We start from the raw sequence: 20,635 nt of genomic DNA, 5'->3' as shown, positions 1-20,635 counted from the left end.
AAAAGGGGTTGTTGGTAGTGAATGAAGCAATGAAAATAGAGAATATTGAAACTTATATGGAACCACTTGATATTCCAGTGTCTCAAAATTTTGTTTATGGGTATACAGAACCAGGGATTATGTCTAGCTTTACTTATGGAGCGTTAGCATCTTTTGTAGATATGCAATACTACTTATTGTTCTTTTCTTCAGAAGAGATCACGTTAGTTGGCTTAACAATGATGGGTCAATTTTCAGGTAATCATATTCGGTTTCCTTATGAAGACATAGAGTACCTTAGAATTAAAAAAGGATTGATAGAGTACAAAATAGTTTTGAAAGTTAGAGGTGAAAAGAAATTAACGTTTAAATCAAATAAAATGATAGCCGGTATAAAATGGCAAAAAAATAATTTAGCATTTCTTGATTCAGCCGACTGGTATAATAGTAAACCACTGTAGACTACACTAAAAAGTAATGCTGAACTAACTTCACAATTCAATAAACTGTAAAGCAGTAGAGGTTCATTTTAAATGACTGTATTGCTTTTTTTATTTTACATAAAGGTAGTTATTTTTCCAGCATGAAATGAAAAGTTACAAGTAAAGCGTTTTCTTTAATGGTAAAATAAAGTAATTTCTATAATAGATGATTAAATCGTTAAACGTTAAAAAAAATTAAATAGAAAAAGGTGGAAAATGAATAATATCCTTAATGAAGTCCTAAACTGGATACATAAATCGGATAAACCGGTGATTATTGCCATATCAGGTCATGGTGCTGCAGGGAAAACGAATTTTGCTACTAAACTTGCACATTTGATAGGGTTAAATGAAGTATCGCATATTAACACAGATCCCTATATAATCACATCGCAATTACGACAATACACTATGATCCAGTATGGTTATCAAAATAAATATTATCAGTCGAAAATGACTGCTTGCCATCCAGATGCTCATCATATAGTGTCCCTAGAAAGAGATATTCGAATGGTCAAATCTGGGTTAGATTTCTACACGATAGATACTTTTTATAGTAAAAGTGAACTCATTTCTCCTAAAAAAGTTACCATTATAGAAGGAATGAGCGTGGCGTTTATTGATCCTGAATTAATTGATTTGAACATTTATTTTTATACGGATGATGAAACAGAGCTAAGAAGAAGAGTTGGAAGAGATGTTTTGGAAAGAGGTACGGATATAAATGTTTTATTAGAGTCTCATAAACAACGCCGCATCCAATATGAACTATTTATGCATCCTTACAGGAAACTATTTGATGTGATTATAAAAAATTCCAATGAAGAGGTATGGGTAGAAAAAAATGTAATGGTCAGTCCAGAATAAATCTTATTAAGAAGTAAGAAAACTGATGGAGTGACTTTTTTTATTCTATTTATGTGATAATAATACCGTTTAAAATTGAACTTAATGAACAAACTTTTTTAAAAAAAGATAAATAATGCATGTTTGTTTTATTAAATTAAGTATTGTAATGAATGTTAGATGTTGTTATATTATTCACATGCAGTGTGATTTGTTTAAGGAGGAATGATATGAGCAAAAGATTGGATAATGCTAAAATAGTTTTCTTGTGCATCCAGTTTTTCTTACTAATGCATGGTTTGTTTTTCTCAACCATTACTGACTTAGAAAAGATTGGATCAATCGGGATAAGCTGTATAGGTCTATTGATAGTAGCTTTTTCGATTAAAGATAGTGTAGTCCAAAAGAAAGGCAACTATCTCTTAGTTGGAATCTTTCTTTTATCGTTTAGTTTACTCCTTTTAATTTTAACTCTAGGGGTGATAGAACGCATCACTTTTAGTATGGGAAATTAAATAAAAAGAACTCGGAAAAGAAATTGGTGTATTCCTTCAACTATTTCTTTTGTTGACTGAGCTTAAGGAGGAATGAAAATGAATCAACCGGAAAAAATAGTTCATAATAGTAAAGGAAAGTACATTAAAAGTATCGTTTATGGAGGATTAGATGGCATCATAACAACATTTGCTGTAGTAGCAGGAAGTGTTGGTGGAGAATTATCCTTTAAAGTTGTGTTGATTTTAGGTTTTTCAAACTTACTGGCTGATGGATTTTCAATGGCAGTAGGAGATTTTCTTTCAACAAAATCGCAAAATGAATATGAAAAAACGGTACGTCATAAAAAACAGATTGCTATAATGGAAAATCCAGAACAAGAAGCAGAGCAGATAAAGGCTTCTTTAACCGAACAAGGGATTGATGAACAAGATGCTAATTTATTAGTAACCACTCTAGCAAAATACGAAGAACCATTTGTGAACCAAATTATGAAAATGGAATATGGCTCTAGTACTACAGAGGATTCACCTTTGAAAAATGCAATAGTAACTTTTTTATCATTTAGTGTCTTTGGCGTAGTGCCTCTTTTAATCTACGTATTATCTATGTATATACCTGGTTTATTGCAAAACGCTTTTTATATTGCTGCATTACTTACAGGGATGACTTTGTTTATTCTAGGTGCAGCAAAATCAAAAATTACACAATCGAACTGGTTGAAATCTGGCTTTGAAATGTTAGTAATTGGTGGTTTGGCAGCCTTGGTGGCTTATGGTGTTGGTGTTATTTTAGGAAGTATTTAAATAGATGGCTTAATGTGATACGTTAAAAAATCATGCTTTAGACCGATACATTTTAAGGGAATTGCAGCTATACTAACTGTAGTTAAATTAAACGGAGGTCATAAAAAATGAAAATGAAAACAAAGCAAACTAAGACCCCAATGTCACAAGTAAAGTCGCTGATCCTTTCGTTATTTAATACAAAAACAAGCGGAAAAAAGAAACTAATGGTAGCAGGGATTATTCTCTATATTATTAGTCCAATCGATTTTGTTCCCGACTTTATTCCAGTAGTTGGGTATGCAGATGACGTTATTTTACCGATTCTTTTACTAGTTGCTAATAAATTACTTTCAGATGATACCCAAACAAATCCTGCGCAAGTAAGAAAAGAAGCAGAAAGAGTTTAAGTTTACTAAACGATAGTAAAAAAGAACTGCAGCGTTTCAGCAGTTCTTTTTTTGCTTTAAATTACTCTTAACGATCATTATTAGGCATTACCTCTTAAGCGTTTTTTTTGTACTCCTAATGAATTGAGAGGGGGTCATGCCGGTTACCTTTTTAAAGACCTTACCAAAGTAATTTGGATCATTAAAGCCGACGAGTAAAGCTATCTCAGTGATGGCTAAATGCCCTTTTTCAAGATGAAGTTTTGCTTCTTCTACTTTTTTTAAATGGATAAATTGGGTAGGAGTCATCTGCGTTTCGCCTTTGAATTTACGCGATAAGTGAGCTGGATTGACATAAATATTCCTGGCGATTTCTTCTAAAGTTAAAGGATAATCAATGTGCAATAAAATGTAATGAATCGCTTTTTTGACAATAGTGCTGTATTCTGGATTGGAATATAGCCAGATACTTTCACTGTACTCGGTTAAGAGTACTCGACTAATCTCAGATAAACTTGGTAAATCCTTGGTACGCTCAATCATAAGAGCGAATTTTTCAGAGATACTATCCAAATAAATAGGGTGCACGCCACCTTTCTCAGCTGCTTTACGACTGAGTGTATTCAAAGTAACTAAAATATTTTTATATGCTCGAACAGGATCAGCAGTATTGCGACTTGAAAAGTCGGTCAATTCTTGGTGATCATTCATAGTTGTTACAGCTAGAGTACTGTCTCCTTTAGAGATAGCTTCCATTAAAGTATTTTCAAATTGATATCGTGCTTCAATAAGTTGTTGTGCATTCTGTTGCCTATAACGTACTTCGCGTCTAGTAGAAGTAGGTTGTACAGGTTCAGACGAACGTAGATCTGGCATGATATAAGGATGAGAGAACAAATTAATTAGCAAGACATTCAAATGGTGCAGTTCTTGAGAATGTACGATAACCAAAGATTCATAGAAATTTGCCAGTGTTTTTCGAGTATGAAGAGGCAGGTGATTTATTGAAGTGATGTAATTAATGAACTCTAAGTTAGGTGTAGTGGAAAGGAAAGGTCCAACTAAAATGGAGCCTTTAAATTCTTTTTCTTTCCATAAACCGATTGCAATGTACTCTAATTGGAAGCTAGTAATGAAAAAGTAACAACAATCAGGCTTTTGTTGCCGTAATTGTTTTTCTACCTCTTGGAAAGAATCATTAGTCGAGGACAAGATTTCATCAGGAAAATGTGGTTGAATCATTTGGACTAGGATTTTCCCTTCATTGTCTATGTATTGAATCGCTAAGTTTGATAAGTCATAAAATGAGGAGCACAGATGATAAATTTCTTTTGAATAGTTGTTTTTTTCAGTCATAAAAGGCACCTCCAATTCGAATGTTACTAGTGTTTTTAGGCTGATGCAACAATTGTACTTGTTTTGTTAAGATTTTACGAGAAAAATAAAAATGAAAACGCTATAATAAAATTACCAGGAAAAAGGAGAGTGTGATATGTTATATCCAATAACTACAGCTACCCGCACATTAACGGACTTAAGTGGAATATGGAAATTTATGATTGATAAAGAATTGAAAGAAATCGACGTTAAAGAACCATTACCAACAAAAGATGTCATGGCTGTCCCAGCTTCATTTAATGATCAAGGTGTAATTTCTGAAATTCGTGATCATAATGGTTTTGTATGGTATGAAACAGAAATTTCTATTGCAAAACCGATACTAAGAGAACGATTAGTCTTGCGTTTTGGTTCTGCAACTCATGAAGCATGGGTTTATATTAATGGAGAGTTCGTGATGCACCATAAAGGTGGATTTATGCCATTTGAAAGTGAAATCAATGAACACGTAAACTTAGGAAAAAATCGTTTGACCGTTCGCATCAGTAATATCTTAGATTACACAACATTACCAGTAGGAAACTACACTGAATCGACAGATGAAGATGGGCATCTCATTCGTAATGTTGATGAAAATTTTGACTTCTTTAATTATGCTGGTTTACAGCGTCCGGTCAAAGTCTATTCAACTCCTTGGGATTATATTGAAGACGTTATCATCGTTCCTGAAGCTGATGTCACTGCAAAAACAGCAAAAGTAGCCTTCACTGTAAAAACAGTCGGTGAATTTGATGAAGTAAAAGTAACCGTTTTTGATGAAAAAAATCAAATCGTAGCAACGGCTGCTGGAAAAGAAACAGAAATTTTCATTGAAGCTGTCCATCTGTGGAAACCAATGAACAGCTATTTGTATACGGCTAAAATAGAATGTATCACCGCTGAAGAAGTGGTGGACACTTACGAAGAAACATTTGGTATCCGGACTGTTGAAACAAAAGAAGGTAAATTCTTGATTAATGGCGAACCTTTCTATTTTAAAGGATTCGGAAAACATGAAGATACGTACATCAATGGACGTGGAATCAATGAAGCAGCTAATGTATTAGATCTAAACTTATTCAAATATATGGGTGCAAATTCATTCCGGACATCTCACTATCCGTATTCAGAAGAAATGATGCGCCTATGCGACCGTGAAGGAATCGTTGTAATTGATGAAACAACAGCTGTTGGATTGCTTGAATCATTTAATTTTAATCTTGATGCTATGGGTGGAGATGAAGGAGTAGATAATAATACATGGTCGATCATGCAAACAAGAGAAGCGCATGAACAAGTGATTCGTGAGCTGATTAATCGTGATAAAAATCATGCTAGCGTGGTGATGTGGTCTATTGCAAATGAGCCTGCAACCCATCAAAGTGGTTCTTATGAGTATTTTGAACCGTTGTTTAAACTTGCTAGAGAATTAGATCCGCAAAACCGCCCATGTACCTATGTGAATATCATGATGTCCACTCCAGAAGCCGATAAATGCGAAGAGTTAGCCGATGTTATCGCGTTGAACCGCTATTATGGCTGGTATATGCAAGGTGGAGATTTAAAATCCGCAGAAGAAAGTACACGGAAAGAGTTACTGAAATGGCAAGAAATGTATCCTGAAAAACCGATTATGTATACTGAATATGGCGCAGATACAGTTCCTGGAATGCATGGAATCGAAAACCAAATGTTCACGGAAGAATACCAAGTGGATTATTACGCAATGAATCATAAAGTGTTTGATGAAATTCCTAACTTTGTTGGAGAACAATTATGGAACTTTGCTGATTTTGAAACCAAACAAGGCATCAATCGTGTCCAAGGAAACAAAAAAGGTGTATTCAACCGTGCTCGTCAACCGAAAATGGTTGTCCGTTCATTGAAAGACCGATGGGAAAGTATCCCCGACTTTAATTATAAAAAATAAACATAAAAAATGAGAGGGTCAGGGAAATACTTGACCTTTTTTTAGAATAATTGGATTAGGAAGTGGGAAAAAGTGAAAAAAGATGTTGTTTTAATTGGAGAAGCAATGGGCTTATTTAGTGCGAATGAGTCTGGAAAGTTAGATGATGCGTCATATTTTTCTAAAACAGTTGCCGGAGCAGAAGTCAATGTAAGCATCGGGTTGTCACGACTAGGGATGGATGTTGAATTGATCACTCGTTTAGGAGAAGATTATTTTGGACGCTACATTTTGAAGTTTTTAGAATCAGAAGGTATTGGAACGGAATTTGTTTCATTTGATGAAAAAAGCAATACTGGTTTTATGCTTAAGAGTAAAACAGAAGAAGGCGATCCAGAAACAGCTTACTATCGAAAAGGCAGTGCTTTTTCTGAACTGTCTATTGAAGATCTCATTGATTTGGTTGATTTTAAAAAGGTAAAGGTTTTACACATTACTGGAATTCCGTCTGCAGTGAGTCGTTCGGTTAGAAGTACGATTTATTATTTAATGGGCAAAGCAAAAGAGTCCGGTACATTCATTACATTTGATCCTAATTTGCGCCCTGCATTATGGGAAGACGAGGAAACGATGAAAAAAGTACTGAATGAATTGGCAACCTATGCGGATGTCATTTTGCCTGGTATTGAAGAAGCAAGAATTCTAACAGATTTAGAAGAACCAGATGACATTGCTGAGTTCTATTTTGAAAAAGGCGTAAAATATATCGTGATTAAAATGGGACCATCTGGAGCATATGTAAAAGGTGTTGGAAAAGAAATAGTTTTTGTCCCAGGATTTAAAGCTGAAAAAGTTGTAGACACTGTAGGTGCAGGAGATGGCTTTGCCGTGGGAATCATTAGCGGTTATTTAGATGGGCTATCGTTAGAAGAAGCTGCTGTTCGCGCAAATGCAATTGGTGCTATTCAAGTCCAAAATTTAGGCGATAATGAAGGTCTGCCAGATAGAAAAACGTTACTAGATTTTATAGAAAAACAGTCGGCTAAACGGTAAAGAAATTGTTAGTTTCATTCAAGTAAAAGAAAGCTTATTGATATTAGCTGATTAAGCTAACATCGATAGGCTTTCTTTTTTTATTCATTTGCCAATAAGAACCGTTTAATTTACTAGAATGTTTTTTTAGTAAGCTTTCCTTGAATAGAAAAACAGCGAGAGAGTTAATATAAAAAATAGAGCTTAATCAACTTGCAGAACCTAAAAAATAAAGAATTCATAACCTAATAGATTAGTCATTCAGCAGATGTCTATTCCTACTTAGTCATTTTAAATAAATAAATTTAGAAAAAGGATATGACAAAATAAATTAACCATGCTATAATAAAAGCGCTTTACGAAACCGAGTATCATTATATGAAACTTAGTTTTCTTGATAACAGAACAAGAAAACTAAGTATTTAAAATGGAATTGAAAACGGTTTTTACTTTATTGTGTCAGTTATTGTTATTTTTTAAATAGGAAAATAGCTAAAAAATAAAATTAAAAGGAGATATTTATGATGAAAGTAGATTTACAAGCAAAACCTTATAGTTTAGACGAAGCAGCTATCAAATGGGTGAAAGATACAATCGAAGACATGTCGACAGAAGAAAAAATTGGTCAATTGTTTATTAATATGGGTTCAAGCCGTACGGAAGAATATTTAACAAGTGTAGTAAATGATTATCACATTGGCGGAGTTCGATATAATCCGGCAAAATCGGATGAAGTCTACGAACAAAACCGTATTTTACAAGAAAATAGTAAAATTCCATTGTTGATTGCTGCTAATACAGAAATGGGCGGAAATGGCGCTAGTACGGATGGAACATATATCGGTAATGAAGTGAAAATTGCTGCTACAAATGATCCGAAATATGCTTATGAAATGGGACGTGTTTCCGGTGTTGAAGCTGCAGCTATCGGATGTAACTGGAGTTTTGCGCCAATCGTTGACCTTTTACGTAACTGGCGTAATCCAATCATCTCGACTCGTACTTGGAGTGCAGATGTTGATCAAACAATTGAATTATCTTTAGCTTACATGAAAGGGATTCAAGAAAGTGGAATCGCTCCAGCTGCAAAACATTTCCCTGGAGACGGAATTGATGAACGTGACCAACATTTATCTTTTGCGCCTAACCACTATTCAGTAGAAGAATGGGATGCTACTTTTGGAAAAGTATACAGCTCACTATTTGATGCTGGACTTCCATCTATTATGGCTGGGCACATTTCATTACCTTCTTATGTACGGTATTTCAAACCAGATGCAACGGTACAAGAAGCCACACTTCCAGCTACAATCAACAAATACATTTTAACTGACTTGTTGAGAGACAAAATGAACTTCAATGGACTTGTTGTTACTGATGCAAGTCACATGGTAGCTTTAACAGGAGCAATGAAACGTAAAGATATGCTTCCAGCAGCTGTAGCAGCTGGTTCAGATTTATTTTTATTCTTTAATGATCCAGATGAAGATTTCCAATGGATGATGGATGGATACAAAAACGGGGTAATTACTGAAGATCGTTTAGAAGAAGCGTTGACTCGTATCTTAGGAACTAAAGCAGCTATCGGTTTGCACAAAAAAGCTAAAACAGAACTTTTACCTTCTAAAGAAGAAGCAATGGCTAAAATTGGTTTACCTGAAAATAAAAAAATTGCCGAAGAAGTTGCCGATAAAGCTATTACGTTAGTAAAAAACAATGAAAATATTTTCCCTGTTTCTCCAAAATCGCACAAACGTGTTTTATTAGTGGATGTTCAAGGAACACAAGGTGGTTTCGGAGCGATGATTGGTGAAAACGTAAAACCATCTGCAAAAATGAAAGAATTACTTGAAGCAGAAGGCTTTGAAGTGTCAATTTGGGAAGCTGCTGAAGAAAAAATTATGAAAATGCCTGAAGAGGAAAGACAAGTGGCACTTAGAAATGTGTATGCGCAAAAACGTCCTATTGCCGATTTAACAGAAAATTATGATTTAATCATTAATTTAGCAGTGGTTAATCCAAATACGGATCAACGTATTCAATGGCCAGCATCAAAAGGGACTCCAGATATTCCTTTTTATGTCCATGAAATACCAACAATCTTCGTATCCTTGCAATCTCCGTTCCATTTAGCGGATGTACCTCAAGTACAAACATACATCAATGCTTATGATAGCAAGGAATTCACATTGAAAGCCTTGGTAGACAAATTCCTAGGTCGTACTGAATTTGTAGGGGTATCTCCAGTGGATGCATTCTGTGGTTTCGAAGATACTAAATATTAAGAGTTCGTTTTACAAGTAAATAAATGACAAATTAGCCTTTATATAAGATAAGTCTGCCTATTTTAGCAGTTCTTATATAAAGGTATTTGTTGTGTACTTATGTTTAAGCAATACTTAAATTAAAAAACTATCCCAGCGAATTAGAATTCGCTGGGATAGTTTTAGATTGAGCAATAATTAAAATTGACCTAGTAAACGAGAAATTTTATTGGAAGTATCAATAATCTTTTCAATATATATAGCTTTTTTTTCATCATCCGCATCCGTAGCAGGAATAGAAATACTGATTGCACCCGCTGCAAGATCTTTATAGCTAGAAAAAACAGTTCCAATACAAAGAACACCGTACTCATTTTCTTCATTGTCGATGGCATATCCTTTTTGACGTACTTTTTCAATTTCCATCATGAACGCATCAAGAGAGGTAATCGTATGTTTTGTAAAGGGTTGGATATCAGTTTTATTCCAGATAGCTCTAATTTCTTCGTTCGATTTTGTTGCTAAAATGGCTTTTCCTACAGCAGTTACGTACATTGGAGCTGTTTTACCAATTTTTGAACTTAAGCGATTTTCATTTCCGCTTGGATCGTGTTTATCAATATAGAGCACTTCTTCATTATCTTCAACTACTAGATGAACTGTCTGATTTAAATCTAATGATAACTGACGAATCATACTTTTGGCCACATTTAGGAAATCAATATTTTGAACCCGGCGATTTCCAATTTGAAAAAGTTTTAAGGATATTTTGTATTGCTTAGTTAAAGGATTTTTTTCAATGTACCCATTTTCGAGAAGAGAATTGACAAGACGGTGAGTAGTCGCCTTATGTAGATGAACTTTTTCACTAAGTTCCATCAAACTGAGCATATCATAATTTGAAAGCGTTTCAAGTATTAATAGAGCACGATCAACTGACTGTACTCTATTGGGTGAGTTTTCAACCATTTTTTTAACATCCTTTTTAAAGTATAGTTTTACATTATTTGGATAAAGCGTTTTATAATGCGATACGATAGATATAAAACAGTATAGGATAGTTTTAAAAAAAGAACAAGTAGCTGAAAATAATAAATCGCGAAACTCCTATAATTCAATAGCATAATTTCAAGCAGGATTCAGTTACAGAACTTTAAAAGAGAGTATAATAAAAAAAGAGAACGTTTTCAAAAAAAAGATAATTTTTTGAAATTAAAGTCAGGTTGTGTTGACTATGGAGCATAAACCAGTTATAATTAATCCGTATTATGAAATAAGGTATCGTATTGTGAAACTGTCGCTTAAAAGGAGGACTTTAGTTGAGTATTAAAAGAGAAACATTAGTAAAATTAGAAGAAAATTTTTTATTCGCGGTTGTTCGTGGAAAATCGGAAGATGATGGATATGAAATCTCAAAAGCAACCTATGAAGGCGGAATAAAAAATATCGAAGTAACTTTCAGTACACCAAACGCAGATAAAGTTATTTCTCGTTTAGCAGCTGAATTCGCAGGAACGGACATGGTAATTGGTGCAGGAACTGTCATGGATGATATAACAGCTAGAATTGCTATATTAGCAGGTTCTAAGTTTATCGTCAGCCCACATTTTGACCCCGCAATTTCAACTATTTGTAACCGCTATACTATTCCTTATTTGCCAGGCTGTGGCTCTGTTACAGAAATCGCAAATGCAATGGCTACTGGAGTAGAAGTTGCTAAAGTATTCCCAGGTGGAATATTAGGAGCAGGTTTTATTAAAGACGTTCACGGACCAATTCCTCAAGTAGAATTAATGCCATCAGGCGGAGTAAATCTTGAAAATATGGCTACTTGGGTAAACAACGGAGCATGGGGCGTTGGAGTAGGTAGTGCTTTAACAAAAGACGTAGCTGAAAAAGGATACCAAGCAGTAACAGAGACAGCTAGAACTTTTGCTGACCGTTACAAAGAAATTCGTTCAGGTAACTAGTTCTTCTAAAAATTCTGTTTATCTTAAATGAATTAAGCAAAGCTGATTATTGGAAGGGGTACAGTAATGACATTTATAAATAAAGATTTTATGTTACAAAACAAAACAGCTAAACAGTTGTATCATGATTTTGCTGAATCATTGCCTATTTTCGATTACCATTGTCACTTAGATCCTCAACAAATTGCTGAAGATCATAAGTTTAACAATGTAACTGAATTATGGTTAGCAGGAGATCATTACAAATGGCGCGCAATGCGTGCTCACGGAATTCCGGAAGAAAAAATAACGGGTAATGCTAGCTCAGAGGAAAAATTTGAAGCTTGGGCACAAACAGTGGAATCTGTTGTTGGGAATCCATTGTATCACTGGACGCACCTTGAATTAAAACGGTATTTCGCTATTGATGAATTATTAAATTCAAAAAATTGGAAATCTATTTATGATCAAGCTAATAAAGCTATCCTAGAAAAAGGCTTAACAGCAAGAACATTAATTAATAATTCAAACGTTACTTTCATTGGAACAACAGATAACCCCACGGATTCTTTGGAATTTCATGACGCTATCCGCGAAGATGAAAATTTCACTGTTGAAGTTGCTCCATCGTTTCGACCAGATGAAGCTTTTGCAGTTGGCGAAGAAAAATTCACAAATTTCATTAAAAAATTACAAGATGCTTCAACTAAAGATGTAACAACGTATAAAGAATTAATAAAAGAAATTGAAAATCGAGTTGATTACTTTAATGAACGTGGGGCAATTGTTTCTGACCATGGTTTAGGCAAACTTTTCTATGCCGAGTCAACGGATGATGAAATTGAAGCGATTTTCTTGAAAGCCTTAGCTCAAAAAGAAATAACAGCTGAAGAAAACGCCAAATACCAAACACGTTTATTATCTGATTTAGGAAAAATGTACCATGCAAGAGGATGGGTTATGCAGCTTCATTTCGGAGCGATTCGTAACAATAACTCTCGTATGTTTGACTTAGTAGGAGCAGATGCTGGTTTTGATTCAATCAATGACCAGACAGATGTCGCTTATGCGTTGAATAACATTTTAAATGCATTAGATAAAGAAGACAAATTACCTAAAACGATTATCTACAACTTGAACCCAATATACAATGATGTGGTCGCCAGTGCAGTTGCAAACTTCCAATCTAATAATGAAGGAATCAAGGGCAAAATCCAATTTGGTTCCGGTTGGTGGTTCAATGATACCGAACAAGGTATGTTGCGCCAAATGGAAGCTTTGGCAGACCATGGTTTGTTGATGCATTTTGTTGGAATGTTAACAGACTCACGTAGTTTTGTTTCTTATCCACGTCATGAATACTTCCGTCGTATCTTATGCAACTTCATTGGAGAACGTGTTGAAAATGGCAAATTCCCTAATGATCAAGAACTTTTGAAAAAGCTTATTGAAAATGTCAGCTACAACAATGCTATGCGCTACTTTAATAAAGCAAGATAAAAAAAATTAAACATAGAGGAGATTAATTATAATGGAAATGACATTTAGATGGTACGGTGAATCAGATCCGATTTCACTAGAATATATCCGCCAGATTCCAGGAATGAAAGGAATTGTTTCAGCTATTTACGATATTCCAGTTGGAGAAGTATGGCCTTTAGAAAAAATTAAAGCATTAAAATCTTCCATTGAAGCAAAAGGATTAGAACTTTCTGTTATTGAAAGTGTGCCTGTTCATGAAGACATTAAAACAGGAAAACCAACACGCGATAAATACATTGAAAACTATAAAACAACGTTAACCAATTTAGGAGAAGCTGGAATTCCAGTTGTATGTTACAACTTCATGCCTGTTTTTGACTGGACTCGTTCTGATTTAGCTTTCCCACTTCCAGATGGTTCAAATGCCTTAATCTTTGATGAAGAGCAAGTAAACAAAATGGATCCTCGTACACTTTCTTTACCAGGTTGGGATGAAAGTTACAGTTCTGAAGAAATGAACAACTTAATGGATGAGTACAAATCAATCGATGATGAAAAACTTTGGGAAAACTTAGAGTACTTCATCAAAGCAATTATGCCAACAGCTGAAGCTGCAGGCGTTAAGATGGCTATTCACCCGGATGATCCTCCATACAGCATCTTTGGCTTACCACGTATCATTACTGGACAAGCTGCATTGGAGCGCTTCATTAAATTGTATGACAGCGAATATAACGGCGTTACGTTATGTGTAGGTTCATTTGCATCAGATCCTAAGAATGACGCAGTAGCAATCTTAGAAAGTATGTTAGAAAAAAATCGAGTTAACTTTGTTCACGCACGTAATGTTAAATTGATGGGCGGAAAATCATTCCAAGAATCAGCTCACTTATCTGAAATGGGTTCAATTGACATGTACCGTGTGGTTAAAGCGTTAAGCGACCACGACTTTAAAGGTGCTATCCGTCCAGACCACGGACGTATGATTTGGGGCGAAACGGGTAAACCAGGATACGGTTTGTTCGACCGTGCGTTAGGTGCAACTTACCTTAATGGTTTATATGAAGCAGCTCAAAAAGCTAAAGCTGACGCAAAATAAATAAAAGCTATTAGATAATAAATAAAAGCTATTAGATAATAAATAAAAGGAGGAAATAAAAATGACATCACCATTCACACATGACTTAACAGGTAAAGTAGCAGTAGTAACAGGAGCTGGTGGAGTACTATGTTCTTTCTTCGCTAAAGAATTAGCTCGAGCTGGGGCAAAAGTAGCATTATTAGATTTAAATGTTGAAGCAGCTCAAAAATACGCTGATGAAATCGTTGCTGCTGGAGGAGAAGCTAAAGGATACAAAGCAAACGTTTTAGAATTAGAAAGCTTACAAGAAGCACACGATGCAGTTGTTGCAGACTTCGGTGTTGCAGATATTCTAGTTAATGGAGCTGGTGGAAATAGTCCTAAAGCATCTACAGAAAATGAATTCCACGAAATGGAAGGAATGGAAGGCGTTAAATCATTCTTCGAATTAGACAAATCTGGAATCGAATTTGTATTCAATCTTAACTACCTTGGAACATTACTTCCAACTCAAGTATTTGCTAAAAATATGCTTGGAAAAGAAGGAGCTAATATCATTAACGTTTCAAGTATGAATGCTTATACTCCTTTAACAAAAATTCCTGCATACTCAGGCGCTAAAGCAGCAATCAGTAACTTTACAGAATGGTTAGCAGTATACTTCTCACATGTTGGTATCCGTGTAAATGCTATTGCTCCAGGATTCTTAGTAAGTAAACAAAACCAAGCATTATTGTTCAATGAAGATGGAACTCCAACTGCTCGTACACACAAAATCTTATCAAGCACACCAATGAACCGTTTTGGTGAACCTGAAGAATTGATTGGCGGATTGTTATTTTTAGCTGACGAAAAAGCTTCAAGTTTTGTTAATGGTGTTGTTTTACCAATTGATGGTGGATTCCACGCTTATTCAGGTGTATAATTAAAGCAATAAAACGATTACAATTCAAACTGAGAGAGGGACATAAGAATAGTTATATTCTAGTGTCCCTTCCTTGCTGTAAAGATTTTCACATTATAAAATGAGGAGTTTAATTATGGGAAAAAGTACATTTACTAAGAAAAAACAGTTTTTAATTTGCGTTGATTCAGATGGGTGCGCAATGGATACAATGAATATCAAACATGAAAAGTATTTTGGACCACTAGCTTCGGAAGTTTTTGGGATCAAAAATCGCGATGAATTCTTAGGAATCTGGAATCGTATCAATTTGTATTCAACAACTCGCGGAATCAATCGCTTTAAAGGATTGGTTTTAGGATTACAAGAAGCTGTTTCAAATGGAGAAGAAGTAGGCGATATTTCTAATCTAGTAAACTGGGCAGAAACAACTAAAGAACCGTCAAACAAATCTTTAGAAAAAGAAGTCGCAAAAAATCCAGTTGAAGATCTTAAGAAAGCTTTAAATTGGAGTCAAAAAGTAAATTCTGGAATTGAAGAGTTAGCTGGAAAAGATGCGCCATTTCCTAATGTGTTAGAAGTTTTAAATGAATTGCATGAAGTAGCGGATATTGCGATTGTAAGTTCTGCAAACAGTGAAGCTTTGTATAGCGAGTGGGAAAGACATCTTTTATTGCCACATGTTGATGTTGTTTATGGACAAGAAGCTGGAACAAAAGCTGCTTGTATCAATGAATTAAAAGCATATGGCTACGCTGAAGATGAAATTTTAATGGTAGGAGATGCTCCAGGAGATTTAAATGCTGCTCTTAAAAATGGTGTTTTATACTACCCAATTTTATTCGGTAAAGAAACATTTTCATGGAAACGTCTTTCAAAAGAAGGAGTTAAACACTTCACAGGTAAAACATATACTGGCGCTTATCAGGAAGCAGTTATTACTGAATTTGATGACTTGTTAAAACAATACTCATAAGAAAAATCCAAAAACCCGTGTAAACTAGTAATCGTTACACGGTTTTTTTTGTTGTTTATTAAATGACGGCTTAGATAATAGTGATAATGAAGAGGTGGACTATATACGAAAAATCACTATTTCTAGCAACAGAAAGATTATTGCTTTCTATATGAATAATATTGAATCTAGCATCAGTTCTAGCAAAGATCGCCACGTTTGTTTATCAATATATCCGTTATCAATTAAGATTACTTGTAATAGGTAATGATTTTTCAATAATATAATAGGAATAAATACTGTAAACCTTTATATAAAGAATTATGTTAATCTTCTAGTTTGACTGAAAGGCCCCATCCTGCTAAATTAAAAGAAATACTTCAACTGAAGCAAAGAGTAACATGGAGAAGCTAGAAGAAGTAGTTCTAGTTCTTTCATGAAAGATCGGCTTGGAAAGTATGCGTTTGAACTAAAATAAACCAGAAAAATAATAGGTAATTAACTAATAGAAAGAAGAATGAACAATGAATACATTTCCTCAAGCAACGTCCATAGATCAAGTATTACGCTATATAAAAGAAAACAAGCTTACTTTTGTTTATATTTCAAAAGAAAATTGTGGTATCTGTCATGTTATTCAACCTCAAGTCCAAGAAATGTTAACAGAATTTCCAGCTATTAAGCCAATACAAGTTAGTGCAGATGATATTCCTGAGGTTGCCAGCCAATTCACCGTATTCACTGTTCCAGCTTTATTGTTATTTGTTGAAGGAAAAGAAGTAATCCGCGAAGCACGGTTCGTTGTGATGGAAGAGCTACACAGGAAATTTCAACGTGTGGTTGAGAATAGTTAAAGGTAATAAAAATAGCCTCACCTACTAAACTGCGCTAAGACAGCTGGAAGGTGAGGCTATTCTAGGTGACTAACCCATTAATTTTAGTTAGAACGAATCATGCCTCTTAATGTTTGAGGGTCAATCGGAGGATCACTTAGGATAGATCGAAGAGTATCTAAATCTGGCTCGATATTCCAAGTTAAAATACCTACTGGAAGATTATCATCTAAATAGTAAACAACTTTTCCGCCATCTACATCATCGATGAGTGTAGTTAATGAAGAATCTAATGTACCCATCGCCTTCCATGAAATAGAAAAGACGACAGAATAAAAGTAGGGAGTATACGTATAAGCCTCACCTGATCCAGCCATTGCTTTACCTGCTGCTTTACCAGATTTTCTGGCATGATCCACATGTTCTATCCGTGTTCTGCCTAAAATTTTATCCGGATAAAAGGCAATATCACCAGCAGCCCAAATATCGGGATCTTTTGTACGTAAGTATTCATCAACATATACACCATCTTCTATTTTAAGACCGCTTTGTTCAGCTAATGAAATACGAGGCGATACTCCTAAGCCGATAACAATTGCATCCGCTTCTACTGTAGACCCATCGTCTAGAAGAAGAGTGAATTTTTCATCCTCTTTTGTATAAGACTCTGCACGCCTGCCGTTTAAAAGTTCTACGCCAGCTTCTCGGAAAGATGCTTCATATTCTTTAGCAAGTTCACTAGGGAATTGGCTGCTACCTAAAATTTTATCTGGATAAATAAGGGTAACTTTAGTGTTGTTTTGAACCAGTCCAGCAGCTAATTCTGCGCCAATATAACCGCCACCTACAATAACGACATGTTGGTTGTTTCCTGAAAAATTACGTAAGCGTCTATAATCAGACCATTCTCTAAAGGCAATTACTTTTTCGTCTTCTGGGCCGTCAATTCTTTTTGGTTCTCCGCCGGTAACGAGCAGCAATTTTTTATACCCGATAGATGTGCCATCTTCCAACAAGACTCTATGATCTTCTCGCTCGATAGCTGTTACAGTCGTTTTTAATTTAAGTGTAGTATTTTTCGTTTCTTTTGTCGTATTGAGAGCGACTTGATCTTCTGTAAAGGTACTGTCCGTCCATAATTTTTTAGTTAAAGCCGGACGTGTATAAGGTTCATCGCTATCAGCAGAAAGAATGCCGATGCTGCCAAATGAATCTTGTTCACGAATACCTCTAGCAGCCGTATCTGCAGCCATTCCTCCGCCGATAATCAGATAATCATAATTGCAAGCCATAACTTGAGGATTTAATTTTTCGTTCATATAATCTGTCATTATATCGCACTCCCTTTTGGTTATTAAATTGTCGCAACGGAACCTGCATCTACGCGGTAATTCGAACCATTCACAAAAGAAGCTTTATCTGAGCAAAGAAAAGCAATTACTGCAGCTACCTCTTCTGCTTGACCACGGCGTTTCAATTCAAGATAAGGCCTTTTTTTATCTAAAAATGATTGGATAGCTTCCTCTTTTGAAACGTTCAATTCTTCAGCTCTTTTTTCCATCATCGCATCCGTCATTGGTGTTTCAATAAAGGCAGGTGAGACGGAATTGACTAGCAATCCTTCACGGGCATAGGTTCTCGAAAGTCCTTTTGACAATGCAAGAATACCGGCCTTTGCACAACAATAAGGGATCTCGTCATCATAAGGTTGTACAGCATCTTCAGAAGCGATAAAGACGATTCTGCCCCAGCCACCTGTTCTTAAATCAGGTAAAAATTCGTTTACCAAACGAACAGGACCAAGCAAATCTACTTCGATTGTATTTGTCCATCCTGCATCATCTAATTCGTGAAAAAGTCCTTGTGCACCGGTAATGCCTGCGGACTGAACTAAAATATCGATTTTTCCGACTTCTTTAGCAATTTTTTGATGAATCATTTTCAAATCATTTATACTGGTAATATCTGCTGGATAGTGAAAGACTTTATCTTTATAGCCTATTTTTTCAGCAGCTTGAGTTAATTTTTCTGGGTTTTTATCGGTAAGGACGACTGTAGCTCCTTCTTCTAAAAGAACACGTGCGGTCTCCCAACCAATACCCGAATCTGCTCCAGTAACTAATGCGATTTTTCCTGAAATGCCTAAATCCATGCTTATTCCTCCTTATAAATGGTAGTATAATATGTGTTTCATCATATTAATTTTAGTGGGATTAATAATTAACAAAGAACACCAATAGGGAAATTTCCATATTGATGCTCTTTTTTATTTATTCTGAATAGTGAATTTTGATAGTCTATACTGTTTTATTGTCTGTTAATGGGATCAGTTTTATCTATTGTGTCTAGTGTATCTGTTGTATCCAAAGTATCAGAAGGAAGAGGAGTAGCGTTGGTTTCCATTTTTCCTGATGGGGTGCTGTTGTCAAAGTCTTTTGCACCAGGTTCAACACCAAAATCATCTACTAGAACAACAATGGAACCGTTAGTTATGTCATCTTTAAAATCGCGTAAAACTGATTCATCAGCTTCGTATCCTTCGTCAGTTGAATTGACATCTTCATTATCATCGGCAGAAAAGATATGTTTCACTTTATCCATGAAAGACTCGTCATCTTGTCCATGCTTTTCAGAATGATCTGTTGAAACACCAACATTTAAATCAGTAGGCAAAATATCAGCAGTTTCTCTGTTGGTGACAAGTGTGATCAATGTTCTATCATAGCCTTCAGCCACAACTTCATCAACAGCTGTTCTTGCTTCTTCTAACGTGAGGTAACTTCCTTTTACAAATTTCATAATATTCTATTCCTCCCTAAGATTTCTTTTGCTTGATTCATCTTTATTATAGAAGACATAAGAATTGTAAGCAAAAGAAAGGGTTTGAAAAAGGGCAATCACAATTTAGTCTGAGAAATTACTTTTCGGACTTCTTCAAGTGAATGGGTTGCAAAATCACCTGTTTTGAACATAACACTGACAAATAAAGCATCAATCAAACTTAGTTGTGTGATGCGAGATGTTAAGGCCTCAGATCGGTAGTCCGTTTCTTCAGCTGTTGATAACAATAAGGCATCTGCAAACTTTGCTAAAGGAGAAAGTGAATAGCTCGTAATGATGATTATCTTTGCGTTTTTTTCTTTAATAATTTCAGCCAATTGAATAGTATCTTTGGTGATACCAGAATGAGAAATAATAATAGCGCAATCATTTTCAGTTAAGCGAGAAGCCTGCATCATTTGGATATGAGAATCTTGCATATACATAGAATTTAATGGGGTACGTAAAAATTTATGGTAAGCATCCATTGCAATGATGCTAGAGCCGCCGACGCCAAAGAAACCGACTGTTTGAGCACCAGTCAAGAACTGGACAGCTTTAATCAACTCTTGTTCATCCAATAATTTTTTTGTATCGTTTAATGACTTGATATTGGAGTCGAAAACTTTTTGTGCCATCAGTAGTTCATTGTCTTCTTTAGAAATATTCTCATGAATAGATAAAGAGCTATCTACTTTTTCTGAAGCTAAAGCAATTTTGAAATCTTGAAACCCATCATACCCTAAGCGCTTACAAAAGCGAAAGAAAGTAGCATCTGCAACTTGGATGATATCTGAAATATTGCTGATGGTTCCATGCATAACTTTTTCGGGATGTAAAAGAATAAAATCTGCAATCATTTTTTCTTTGCTGCTTAAGTCTCTATAAATTGATTTGATTTTCAAGTTGATATTTTGAGTCTTCATATTTTCACCTACTTAAAAGAGTTTATTTTAGTATATCATACATTCTTGAAAGAAAAATATTTTTTTTAATAGTTGCAAAAAGAAAAAATGTTTCATATACTAAAGTTATAAATACATAAGGAGTGGA

20 protein-coding genes are annotated in these 20,635 nt (G+C 35.0%); 14 read left to right on the top strand and 6 right to left on the bottom strand.

What is annotated here, in order from left to right; translation table 11 throughout:
* Window positions 1-17: 17 nt before the first annotated feature.
* From BP18_RS09255 to BP18_RS09235, 5 genes are all read left to right on the top strand, one after another.
* The gene (locus BP18_RS09255) at window positions 18-440 is read left to right on the top strand and encodes a hypothetical protein (RefSeq protein ID WP_007722987.1); all 423 of its coding nucleotides are present in this window, start codon (window positions 18-20) and stop codon (window positions 438-440) included.
* Between the two features lie 237 nt (window positions 441-677).
* On the top strand, window positions 678-1,328 hold the full coding sequence (locus BP18_RS09250; RefSeq protein WP_029276633.1) for a uridine kinase family protein: 651 nt from the start codon (window positions 678-680) through the stop codon (window positions 1,326-1,328).
* Between the two features lie 209 nt (window positions 1,329-1,537).
* Window positions 1,538-1,822, top strand: coding sequence for a hypothetical protein (locus BP18_RS09245; protein ID WP_029276631.1), 285 nt, complete (start codon window positions 1,538-1,540; stop codon window positions 1,820-1,822).
* Between the two features lie 78 nt (window positions 1,823-1,900).
* Window positions 1,901-2,608, top strand: coding sequence for a VIT1/CCC1 transporter family protein (locus BP18_RS09240; RefSeq protein ID WP_007722984.1), 708 nt, complete (start codon window positions 1,901-1,903; stop codon window positions 2,606-2,608).
* Between the two features lie 107 nt (window positions 2,609-2,715).
* Window positions 2,716-2,997, top strand: coding sequence for a YkvA family protein (locus BP18_RS09235; protein WP_007722983.1), 282 nt, complete (start codon window positions 2,716-2,718; stop codon window positions 2,995-2,997).
* An 87-nt stretch (window positions 2,998-3,084) separates the two neighbouring features.
* On the opposite strand, the gene BP18_RS09230 is transcribed toward BP18_RS09235, so the two are convergent.
* Complete coding sequence (locus BP18_RS09230) at window positions 3,085-4,332, bottom strand: helix-turn-helix domain-containing protein (RefSeq protein ID WP_029276629.1); 1,248 nt, start codon at window positions 4,330-4,332, stop codon at window positions 3,085-3,087.
* Between the two features lie 136 nt (window positions 4,333-4,468).
* Between BP18_RS09230 and uidA the strand changes: the two genes are divergently transcribed.
* From uidA to BP18_RS09215, 3 genes are all read left to right on the top strand, one after another.
* Window positions 4,469-6,283 (top strand): beta-glucuronidase, encoded by a 1,815-nt coding sequence (uidA, locus tag BP18_RS09225; RefSeq protein WP_029276627.1) that lies wholly within the window; start codon window positions 4,469-4,471, stop codon window positions 6,281-6,283.
* A 72-nt stretch (window positions 6,284-6,355) separates the two neighbouring features.
* Window positions 6,356-7,315, top strand: a complete 960-nt coding sequence (locus BP18_RS09220; protein ID WP_081835453.1) for a sugar kinase — start codon at window positions 6,356-6,358, stop codon at window positions 7,313-7,315.
* 503 nt (window positions 7,316-7,818) lie between these two features.
* Window positions 7,819-9,579 carry a glycoside hydrolase family 3 protein gene (locus BP18_RS09215; protein WP_007722966.1) on the top strand — a complete coding sequence of 587 codons (1,761 nt, stop codon included), beginning with the start codon at window positions 7,819-7,821 and terminating at the stop codon, window positions 9,577-9,579.
* A gap of 177 nt (window positions 9,580-9,756) precedes the next feature.
* Here BP18_RS09215 and BP18_RS09210 read toward each other — a convergent pair whose 3' ends face one another.
* Window positions 9,757-10,527: an IclR family transcriptional regulator gene (locus BP18_RS09210; RefSeq protein WP_007722965.1), complete on the bottom strand. Its 771-nt coding sequence runs from the start codon at window positions 10,525-10,527 to the stop codon at window positions 9,757-9,759.
* Window positions 10,528-10,877: 350 nt separating this feature from the next.
* On the opposite strand from BP18_RS09210, the gene BP18_RS09205 reads away from it, so the two are divergent.
* The 6 genes from BP18_RS09205 to BP18_RS09180 all read left to right on the top strand — a co-directional run bounded on the left by BP18_RS09205 (window position 10,878) and on the right by BP18_RS09180 (window position 16,783).
* Entirely contained in the window at window positions 10,878-11,528 is a 651-nt protein-coding gene (locus BP18_RS09205; RefSeq protein ID WP_007722964.1) for a bifunctional 2-keto-4-hydroxyglutarate aldolase/2-keto-3-deoxy-6-phosphogluconate aldolase, read from the top strand.
* Between the two features lie 66 nt (window positions 11,529-11,594).
* Window positions 11,595-13,007, top strand: coding sequence for a glucuronate isomerase (uxaC, locus tag BP18_RS09200; protein WP_029276623.1), 1,413 nt, complete (start codon window positions 11,595-11,597; stop codon window positions 13,005-13,007).
* A gap of 31 nt (window positions 13,008-13,038) precedes the next feature.
* Complete coding sequence (uxuA, locus tag BP18_RS09195) at window positions 13,039-14,088, top strand: mannonate dehydratase (protein WP_007722960.1); 1,050 nt, start codon at window positions 13,039-13,041, stop codon at window positions 14,086-14,088.
* A gap of 61 nt (window positions 14,089-14,149) precedes the next feature.
* A complete protein-coding gene (locus BP18_RS09190; protein WP_029276621.1) occupies window positions 14,150-14,995 on the top strand; it encodes an SDR family oxidoreductase in 846 nt (281 codons plus the stop codon).
* Window positions 14,996-15,110: 115 nt separating this feature from the next.
* Window positions 15,111-15,950, top strand: a complete 840-nt coding sequence (locus tag BP18_RS09185) for an HAD family hydrolase (protein ID WP_051669215.1) — start codon at window positions 15,111-15,113, stop codon at window positions 15,948-15,950.
* Window positions 15,951-16,453: 503 nt separating this feature from the next.
* Window positions 16,454-16,783 (top strand): thioredoxin family protein, encoded by a 330-nt coding sequence (locus tag BP18_RS09180; protein ID WP_007722954.1) that lies wholly within the window; start codon window positions 16,454-16,456, stop codon window positions 16,781-16,783.
* A gap of 83 nt (window positions 16,784-16,866) precedes the next feature.
* On the opposite strand, the gene BP18_RS09175 is transcribed toward BP18_RS09180, so the two are convergent.
* From BP18_RS09175 to BP18_RS09160, 4 genes are all read right to left on the bottom strand, one after another.
* Entirely contained in the window at window positions 16,867-18,093 is a 1,227-nt protein-coding gene (locus tag BP18_RS09175) for an NAD(P)/FAD-dependent oxidoreductase (protein WP_081835452.1), read from the bottom strand.
* Window positions 18,094-18,116: 23 nt separating this feature from the next.
* Window positions 18,117-18,914, bottom strand: a complete 798-nt coding sequence (locus BP18_RS09170) for an SDR family NAD(P)-dependent oxidoreductase (RefSeq protein ID WP_029276615.1) — start codon at window positions 18,912-18,914, stop codon at window positions 18,117-18,119.
* Window positions 18,915-19,069: 155 nt separating this feature from the next.
* Window positions 19,070-19,561, bottom strand: coding sequence for a general stress protein (locus tag BP18_RS09165; RefSeq protein ID WP_029276613.1), 492 nt, complete (start codon window positions 19,559-19,561; stop codon window positions 19,070-19,072).
* A 98-nt stretch (window positions 19,562-19,659) separates the two neighbouring features.
* A complete protein-coding gene (locus BP18_RS09160) occupies window positions 19,660-20,508 on the bottom strand; it encodes a MurR/RpiR family transcriptional regulator (RefSeq protein WP_029276611.1) in 849 nt (282 codons plus the stop codon).
* Between the last annotated feature and the right edge of the window lie 127 nt (window positions 20,509-20,635).

The organism is Carnobacterium jeotgali MS3, assembly GCF_000745125.1.
Taxonomy (GTDB): Bacteria; Bacillota; Bacilli; order Lactobacillales; family Carnobacteriaceae; genus Carnobacterium_B; species Carnobacterium_B jeotgali.
The sequence above is the reverse complement of the archived record's forward strand: the minus strand, read 5'-3'. Positions and strand labels throughout refer to the sequence as shown.

Bases quoted from the DNA above. Each gene is read 5' to 3' on its own strand.
- BP18_RS09250 (WP_029276633.1), top strand. From the start codon at position 678: ATGAATAATATCCTTAATGAAGTCCTAAACTGGATACATAAATCGGAT.
- BP18_RS09245 (WP_029276631.1), top strand. From the start codon at position 1,538: ATGAGCAAAAGATTGGATAATGCTAAAATAGTTTTCTTGTGCATCCAG.
- BP18_RS09240 (WP_007722984.1), top strand. From the start codon at position 1,901: ATGAATCAACCGGAAAAAATAGTTCATAATAGTAAAGGAAAGTACATT.
- BP18_RS09235 (WP_007722983.1), top strand. From the start codon at position 2,716: ATGAAAATGAAAACAAAGCAAACTAAGACCCCAATGTCACAAGTAAAG.
- BP18_RS09230 (WP_029276629.1), bottom strand. From the start codon at position 4,332: ATGACTGAAAAAAACAACTATTCAAAAGAAATTTATCATCTGTGCTCC.
- uidA (WP_029276627.1), top strand. From the start codon at position 4,469: ATGTTATATCCAATAACTACAGCTACCCGCACATTAACGGACTTAAGT.
- BP18_RS09215 (WP_007722966.1), top strand. From the start codon at position 7,819: ATGAAAGTAGATTTACAAGCAAAACCTTATAGTTTAGACGAAGCAGCT.
- BP18_RS09210 (WP_007722965.1), bottom strand. From the start codon at position 10,527: ATGGTTGAAAACTCACCCAATAGAGTACAGTCAGTTGATCGTGCTCTA.
- uxaC (WP_029276623.1), top strand. From the start codon at position 11,595: ATGACATTTATAAATAAAGATTTTATGTTACAAAACAAAACAGCTAAA.
- uxuA (WP_007722960.1), top strand. From the start codon at position 13,039: ATGGAAATGACATTTAGATGGTACGGTGAATCAGATCCGATTTCACTA.
- BP18_RS09190 (WP_029276621.1), top strand. From the start codon at position 14,150: ATGACATCACCATTCACACATGACTTAACAGGTAAAGTAGCAGTAGTA.
- BP18_RS09185 (WP_051669215.1), top strand. From the start codon at position 15,111: ATGGGAAAAAGTACATTTACTAAGAAAAAACAGTTTTTAATTTGCGTT.
- BP18_RS09180 (WP_007722954.1), top strand. From the start codon at position 16,454: ATGAATACATTTCCTCAAGCAACGTCCATAGATCAAGTATTACGCTAT.
- BP18_RS09175 (WP_081835452.1), bottom strand. From the start codon at position 18,093: ATGACAGATTATATGAACGAAAAATTAAATCCTCAAGTTATGGCTTGC.
- BP18_RS09170 (WP_029276615.1), bottom strand. From the start codon at position 18,914: ATGGATTTAGGCATTTCAGGAAAAATCGCATTAGTTACTGGAGCAGAT.
- BP18_RS09165 (WP_029276613.1), bottom strand. From the start codon at position 19,561: ATGAAATTTGTAAAAGGAAGTTACCTCACGTTAGAAGAAGCAAGAACA.
- BP18_RS09160 (WP_029276611.1), bottom strand. From the start codon at position 20,508: ATGAAGACTCAAAATATCAACTTGAAAATCAAATCAATTTATAGAGAC.